Here is a 6,465-nt window from a genome sequence, read left to right on the forward strand (position 1 = left end):
AGGCCCGGGCCCCGCGCCCCGGCCAGGGGCGCCCCGGCCCGGGGTTTTCCGGGTGCGCAATATATCTTTTGCCTCAGGATAGTTGGTGACTCTGGCCAAGAGGCCCCGCCAAGAAGCCCTGGCCAAAAGGCCCCGGCCCGGAGTTTCCGGGGCCGGGGCCTTTTGCGTGGAGCCTTTGCCGGGCAGCGGCGCGGGCGGCGCCCGCCGCGTCCGGCTAGAGCAGCTTGAGGTCCCAGTTGAAGGTCGAGGACCGCGTGGCCTTGGGCACCTCGCGCGGGACGGATTCGAACAGGTGGGCGAACATCACATAGCCCGCCCCGGCCAGTTCGCCCTCCTTGGTGCGCAGGTCGATGCCCCAGTTGGGGTAGATCCAGTTGTTGGGCCCGTAGCGCCGGGTCCAGCAGATTTCGCCCTTGGGGCTTTTGAGCGGCTTTTCGGGCTTCACGGCGCCGACGGGGATGCGCGTGATGCCCAGGGGCCACATGCCGTAGGTCAGGAAGCCCAGGGGCAGGGGGCTGTGGCGCGGCAGCTCCAGGGCGTCCTCGCGGGCCAGCTCGGGGCTGGCGAAGGCCCCGGCCAGGCCCATGTCCGCCAGGGCCTGCACGGCCAGGGCGTTGGCCACGTTGCAGAACGGCCCGGCCCACAGTTCCAGCTCGCGGCGGCGCGGGGGCCTGGGGCCCTTGGAGCCCTTGCCGCGCAGGGGCCGGCGCAGATGCGGCCCGCCCTCGCGGCGCAGGGTGCGGGCGGCCTGGGCGGGGTCGGCCGCGTCCTGGCCCGCGCCGGGGAACAGGCAGGCCTGCCAGGGCGCGCCGAGCACGAAGCGCGTGGCCCCGGCGCGCAGGGCCTGGGCCACAAGCTCGGCCCATGTGCGCTCCTCGTCGGGCCAGATCACCGGCGGCAGCCACCACCAGTTGCGCCCGGCTCCGGCCAGCTGCGACTTGGGCGAGAGCCACACCGCCGACGACAGCCCCCGGGCCAGGGCCTTGGGCGGGTGGCGGTTGACGTTCTGGATGACCACGGCCTTGGGTCCGCCCGGGCGGGCGAAGGGCCGGGGCATGGCCGGGGTGAAGTCCGGCGCCTTTTTCGCCTCGGGGGCGTCCTGGGTGCGGGGCCGGGCGGCGAGCTCCTTTTCCAGCTCGCCCACGCGCCGGGCCAGCTCGGGCTCGCGGCGGTCCACCAGGAAGATGGTCGTGCCCGGGCGCGGGGCCGGGCCCTGGGGCGCGAAGTCCAGCCGCCCGCCCTTGGGCACGGCGCGGTTGATCTTGATGGTCTGGTGCCAGGGTTCGTCCTCGTAGCCCACGCGCAGCAGGTCGCCGGGCAGCAGCCCCAGGCGCGGAACGATGTGCGGCTTGCGGGCGCGGGCCTGGTCCAGGGTGGCCACGGGCAGGCCCGAGCCGGTGTGCCCCCCGGGCTCCACCGGGTGGTACAGCCGCTGGGGCAGGAAGCCGTAGTGCGTGCGCGTCCTGCCCAGGGCCTGTTCCAGCAGCTCCTGGGCGGTCTTGCGGGCGGCGGGGTCGTCTATGGCCCCGCGCAGCAGGCGGTAGGCCGCCACGGTGTAGTAGACGTAGTGCGGGCCCTTCTTGCGGCCCTCGATCTTCCAGGCGCGCACCCGGGGCATGCCCAGGAGCGGCTTGACCAGCACGTCCAGGCCCAGGTCGTTGCAGGAGAAGAATCGCTCCTTGCGCGTCTTCTGCTCGTATTCGCGGCGGCAGGGCTGCACGCAGCGCCCGCGCAGGCCGCTCTTGCCGCCCATGTAGCTCGACCAGTAGCAACGGCCCGAGACGTTGTAGCACAGGGCGCCGTGGACGAAGACCTCCAGGTCCAGCCCCGGGGGGCAGGCGTCGGCGCAGGCGCGGATCTCGTCCACGTTGAGCTCGCGGGGCAGCACCACCCGCGACACGCCCAGATCGCGGCGGATGGCCTCCAGGGGCCGGGGGTGGGTGGCGTTGGCCAGGGTGGACAGGTGCAGCTCGCCCTGGAACCCGGCCTGGCGCGCCAGGGCGGGCATGGCCAGGTCCTGGACGATGAGCGCGTGGGGCCGCACCGTTTCGGCCAGCCGGGCGATGAGCCGCCCCGCGGCGGGCACGTCGCCGGGCTTGACCAGGCTGTTGAAAGCCACATACACACGGCAGTCGCGCTCGCGGGCCAGGGCCGCGAGGTCGGCCAGCTCGCCCACGGCGAAGTTGCCCGCCTGCATGCGCGCCGAAAAATGCTTCAGGCCGAGGTAGATGGCATCGGCCCCGGCGGCCAGGGCGGCCAGGAAGGCCGCGCGGTCCCCTGCGGGAGCCAGGATTTCCGGCTCGTTGCTTGTCATGTTTTCTCCAAGTCTGTATCGTGCCCCGACGGGGCATCATAGCACAATGCGCGATCAATAAGGAATATGGCCGATGTTTGCAAACGCTTGCCAGGACGTGACGGTACGGCGCCTGACCCGCCTGGGCGCGGGCGGGGCGCAGGGCGACTTCTTCGAGCTGGCCCTGGATTTTCCGGGGGCGGGGGATACGGCCTGGGCCCGCTGGCGCCCGGGGCAGTTCGTCATGATCCGCCCCGAGAGCTTCGGCCTGGACCCGCTCATGGGCCGCCCCTTCTCCATCGCCCGGGCCGACGAGGAGCACGGCGTGTGCGTGTGCTTCCAGGTGGTCGGCCGGGGCACTGCCAAGCTGGCGGCCCTTGAGCCCGGCGACAGGGTGGCCATGTGGGGCCCGCTGGGCAACGCGTTCGCCGCGCGCCCGGGCGCGCCCACGCTGCTGCTTGCCGGGGGCATAGGCATCGCCCCGTTCCTGGAGTACGTCAAGCGCCATTCTTCGGCCGCCGATCTGCGGCTCGTCTTCGGCCACCGTCCGCCCCTGGACTGCTACCCCTTCGCCGAGATGGCCGCCCTGGCCGCCTGCGAGGCCCACCGCGAGACCTGCCCCGAGGATCTGCACGCCTTCATCGCCCTGCTGGGCGAGGTCATCCCGCAATACTGCCCGGACGGGCTGATCCTGGCCTGCGGGCCGCTGCCGTTCCTGCGCACGGTGGGGCGGCTGGCGGGCGAGGCGGGCGGCCGGGCCCAGCTTTCCCTGGAAAACCGCATGGCCTGCGGCATCGGCGCCTGCCTGGGCTGCGTCACCGAGCACAAGGAGCACGGCCCCTTGTCGGTGTGCGCGCGCGGCCCGGTTTTCTGGTCCGACGAAATCACCCTGTAGGAGCGCCAGCAATGGACATGACCGTTTCCTTCGCCGGGCTGACCCTGGACAACCCGATCATGACCGCCTCGGGCACCTTCGGCTACGGGGTGGAGTACATGCGCTTTGGCGACCTGGAGCGCCTTGGGGCCCTGGTGGTCAAGGGCCTTTCGTTGGCGCCGCGCCGGGGCAACCCCATGCCGCGCATCGCCGAGACCCCGGCGGGCATGCTCAACGCCATCGGCCTGCAGAACATCGGCGCCCGCGAGTTCGTGGAAAAGCGCCTGCCCTCCCTGCCGTGGTCCAGGACTCCCGTCATCGCCAATCTCTACGCCTGCGCGGCCGAGGAGTTCGGCGACCTGGCGGCCTACCTGGCCGAGCAGCCGGGCGTGGCCGCCCTGGAGGTGAACATCTCCTGCCCCAACGTCAGCGAGGGCGGCATCCTGTTCGGCCAGGACCCCCGGCTGGCCGCGCGGGTCACCGAGGCCGTCAAGCGCCGCGCCGGGGCCAAGCCGGTCATGGTCAAGCTGACGCCCAACGTCACGGACATCGCGGACATGGCCCGCGCCGTCCAGGACGCCGGGGCCGACGCCCTCTCGCTCATCAACACGCTCTCGGGCATGGCCGTGGACGCGCGCACCCGCAGGCCGCGGCTGGCCAACGTCATCGGCGGGCTCTCCGGCCCGGCCATCAAGCCCGTGGCCCTGCGCTGCGTGTGGCAGGTCTGCCGCGCGGTGAGCATCCCGGTCATCGGCATCGGCGGCATCGCCAGCGCCGAGGACGTGCTGGAGTTCATCCTCGTGGGCGCCACGGCGGTGCAGGTGGGCACGGCCAACTTCATCCGCCCGGACCTGGCCTTCCGGCTGGTGGACGAACTGCCCGCCCTGTGCGCGGCCCTGGGCGTGGACTCCTGGGACACCTACCGGGGCAGCCTCAAGGCCTGATCCCGCCCGCATCCCCGACCTTCCCCCTTTCCCGGGCCCGGCCCGGCGGGCCGCCGCGCGGCCGCTCCTGGAGACATCCGGTCATGGAAAACCTGCTTTACGTCGTGCTGGCGCTGCTGGCCGGGGCCACGGCCCCGGTGCAGGCGGGCATCAACTCCCACCTGCGCCAATCCTGGGCCGGCGACGCCGTGACCGCCTCCCTGGTGTCCTTCGTGGTGGGCACCCTGGCCCTGACGGCCTACCTGGTGGCCGTCCGCGCGCCGTGGCCGGGGCTGCCGGTCCGCGTGCCCTGGTGGCAGTGGACCGGCGGGCTCTTCGGCGCGTTTTTCGTGACCATGACCGTCCTGCTCTCCTGGCGCCTGGGCGCCACGGCCATGTTCGCCCTGGTGGTCGCCGGGCAGCTCGTGGCCTCCCTGGCGCTGGACCACTGGGGGCTCTTGGGCTACCCGGTGCGCCCCCTGAGCTGGGAACGGCTGCTGGGCACGGCGCTGCTGGTGGCCGGGGTGGTGCTCATCCGCAGGGGATAGCCCGTTCGCGGCTCTTGCCTTGCCCGCGCGAATAGGATTGAATGCCTCCTGTCCGGGCGCCTGGCGCGCCCGGGCTGCCCTGTCGCGGAGAATGGATGAGGAACCTGCTTCTGACCTGCGCCCTGGCCGTGGCCCTGGGCCTGGGCGGCGTGGCCGCCTGGGCCGTGGTGCGCGTGAACCCGGGCATCCGCGGCTGCGTGGAGGCCGGTGGCTCCGGGCTGCTCGGCGTGCCTGTGGCCCTGGACGAGGCCGACGTGTCCCTGTTCTCCCTCGACGGCGAGCTGCGTGGGCTGCATGTGGGCAACCCCGAAGGCTTTGCCGCGCCCCTGGCCCTGGAGCTTGGTTCCCTGCGCCTGGAGCTGGCTCCGGAGTCCTTTTCCGGCCCGCTGGTCGTGGTGCGCACCCTGGAAATCCGCGATCCGGTCCTGACCTGCGAGCGCGCCGTTGGCGGCGCCTCCAACCTCGACGCCCTGCTGTCCAGAGCCCTGGAGGCCGCCCGCCGGGAGCGGCTGGCCCGCGACATCCGTCTCCGCGAAGGCCGGGAACCCGGCGGCTGGCAGGGACTGGTGGTCGACCGGCTGGTCTGCGAGGGCGCGACCCTGGCCCTGGGGCCGGGCGGCGGGACGGTGCCCCTGCCCGCCCTGCGCCTGGAGGCCCTGGGGCGGGACCGGGGCCCCGGGGGCGCTGCCCCGGCCGAGATCGTTGCCGCCGTGCTGGACGCCCTTGTCCGCGCGGCCGATCAGGCCCAGGCGTCCGCCGCCTGTATCCCGCCGGGCGCGCCGTCCGCCCCGGCCGCACCGCCCGCCGCTTCCGGCCCCTGACCCGCGCCGTTTTTCGTGCTCCTGTTCACGCTTGTCTGCAACCACGTCTACACACATCGCATAGCCCATCGAGGATGCCCATGACCCCCCTCCTGAAGAGCAAGGTGCTGCCGCTCCTGTTCCTGAATCTTGCCGCCGTGCTGCTGGCGGCGTTGACCCTCTTTCTCGGCGCCGACATGGGGGCCGGGGCGCTGGCCGTGGCCGGGTCGGCCCTGGCGGCGGCCGTGGTGTCGGCGGCCCTGGCCGCGCTGGGCGTGCGCCGCGCCGCCGCCCAGGCCGCCGAGCTGGCCGGGGAGGCCGCCCGGCTGACCCGCGAGGTGGACGGCGCCGGGGCGCCGCGCGCCGCCGCAAACGAGCAGACCCCGGACGCCGCCCTCCGGGGCCTGCGCGCGGCGATCCAGGCCCGCTGCGCCGAAACCGAGCGGGCCCACAACGAGGCCCTGGCCAGCGCCCGCGAGGCCCAGGCCGCCCACCGCGAGGCCCAGGCCCGCGAAGGGGAGCTGGCCGCCCGCAACGCGGGCATCACCGACGCGGCCCACCGCGCGGGCGAGCTGGCCGCGGCCATGGTTCGGGACATGGAGCGCCTCGAAGGATTGGTGGCCGCCGCCACCGCCGGGGCCGGGAGCCAGATGGAGCGCATGCGCGACACGGCCACGGCCATGACCCAGATGACCGCCGCGGTCATGGACGTGGCCCGCAACGCGGGCGGCACATCGGACAAGGCGACCCAGACCATGCGCCTGTCCGAGGAGGGCGCCGGAGTCATGGAGGGGGTGCGCGCGGCCATCGCCACGGTCACCGACCACACCGCCGCCCTGCAAATGACCATGCAGCAGCTGGGCGAGCAGGCCCGGGGCATCGGCGGGGTCATCAGCACCATCAACGACATCGCCGACCAGACGAACCTGCTGGCGCTGAACGCGGCCATCGAGGCGGCGCGGGCGGGCGACGCCGGGCGCGGCTTCGCCGTGGTGGCCGACGAGGTGCGCAAGCTGGCCGAGAAGAC

The 6,465-nt window shown here is 73.4% G+C and carries 6 protein-coding genes; 5 read left to right on the forward strand and 1 reads right to left on the reverse strand.

Annotated elements, in window-relative coordinates:
- Nucleotides 1–214: 214 nt before the first annotated feature.
- The gene (locus tag M0P34_RS12930) at nucleotides 215–2,314 is read right to left on the reverse strand and encodes a U32 family peptidase (RefSeq protein ID WP_291499804.1); all 2,100 of its coding nucleotides are present in this window, start codon (nucleotides 2,312–2,314) and stop codon (nucleotides 215–217) included.
- Between the two features lie 73 nt (nucleotides 2,315–2,387).
- Here M0P34_RS12930 and M0P34_RS12935 point away from each other — a divergent pair, with 73 nt between their 5' ends.
- From M0P34_RS12935 to M0P34_RS12955, 5 genes are all read left to right on the forward strand, one after another.
- On the forward strand, nucleotides 2,388–3,188 hold the full coding sequence (locus M0P34_RS12935; protein WP_291499806.1) for a dihydroorotate dehydrogenase electron transfer subunit: 801 nt from the start codon (nucleotides 2,388–2,390) through the stop codon (nucleotides 3,186–3,188).
- Nucleotides 3,189–3,199: 11 nt separating this feature from the next.
- The gene (locus M0P34_RS12940; RefSeq protein WP_291499808.1) at nucleotides 3,200–4,111 is read left to right on the forward strand and encodes a dihydroorotate dehydrogenase; all 912 of its coding nucleotides are present in this window, start codon (nucleotides 3,200–3,202) and stop codon (nucleotides 4,109–4,111) included.
- Nucleotides 4,112–4,194: 83 nt separating this feature from the next.
- Nucleotides 4,195–4,638 (forward strand): DMT family transporter, encoded by a 444-nt coding sequence (locus tag M0P34_RS12945; RefSeq protein ID WP_291499810.1) that lies wholly within the window; start codon nucleotides 4,195–4,197, stop codon nucleotides 4,636–4,638.
- 95 nt (nucleotides 4,639–4,733) lie between these two features.
- Entirely contained in the window at nucleotides 4,734–5,459 is a 726-nt protein-coding gene (locus tag M0P34_RS12950) for a hypothetical protein (RefSeq protein ID WP_291499812.1), read from the forward strand.
- 80 nt (nucleotides 5,460–5,539) lie between these two features.
- Nucleotides 5,540–6,465, forward strand: a 926-nt coding sequence (locus M0P34_RS12955; protein ID WP_291499814.1) for a methyl-accepting chemotaxis protein, incomplete at its 3' end; no start/stop codon positions are given.

Source organism: Desulfocurvus sp. (assembly GCF_023230885.1).
Classification (GTDB): Bacteria; Desulfobacterota; Desulfovibrionia; order Desulfovibrionales; family Desulfovibrionaceae; genus Desulfocurvus.

Excerpts from the sequence above, each read along its gene's own strand:
- M0P34_RS12930 (WP_291499804.1), bottom strand. The coding sequence starts at position 2,314 with ATGACAAGCAACGAGCCGGAAATCCTGGCTCCCGCAGGGGACCGCGCG.
- M0P34_RS12935 (WP_291499806.1), top strand. The coding sequence starts at position 2,388 with ATGTTTGCAAACGCTTGCCAGGACGTGACGGTACGGCGCCTGACCCGC.
- M0P34_RS12940 (WP_291499808.1), top strand. The coding sequence starts at position 3,200 with ATGGACATGACCGTTTCCTTCGCCGGGCTGACCCTGGACAACCCGATC.
- M0P34_RS12945 (WP_291499810.1), top strand. The coding sequence starts at position 4,195 with ATGGAAAACCTGCTTTACGTCGTGCTGGCGCTGCTGGCCGGGGCCACG.
- M0P34_RS12950 (WP_291499812.1), top strand. The coding sequence starts at position 4,734 with ATGAGGAACCTGCTTCTGACCTGCGCCCTGGCCGTGGCCCTGGGCCTG.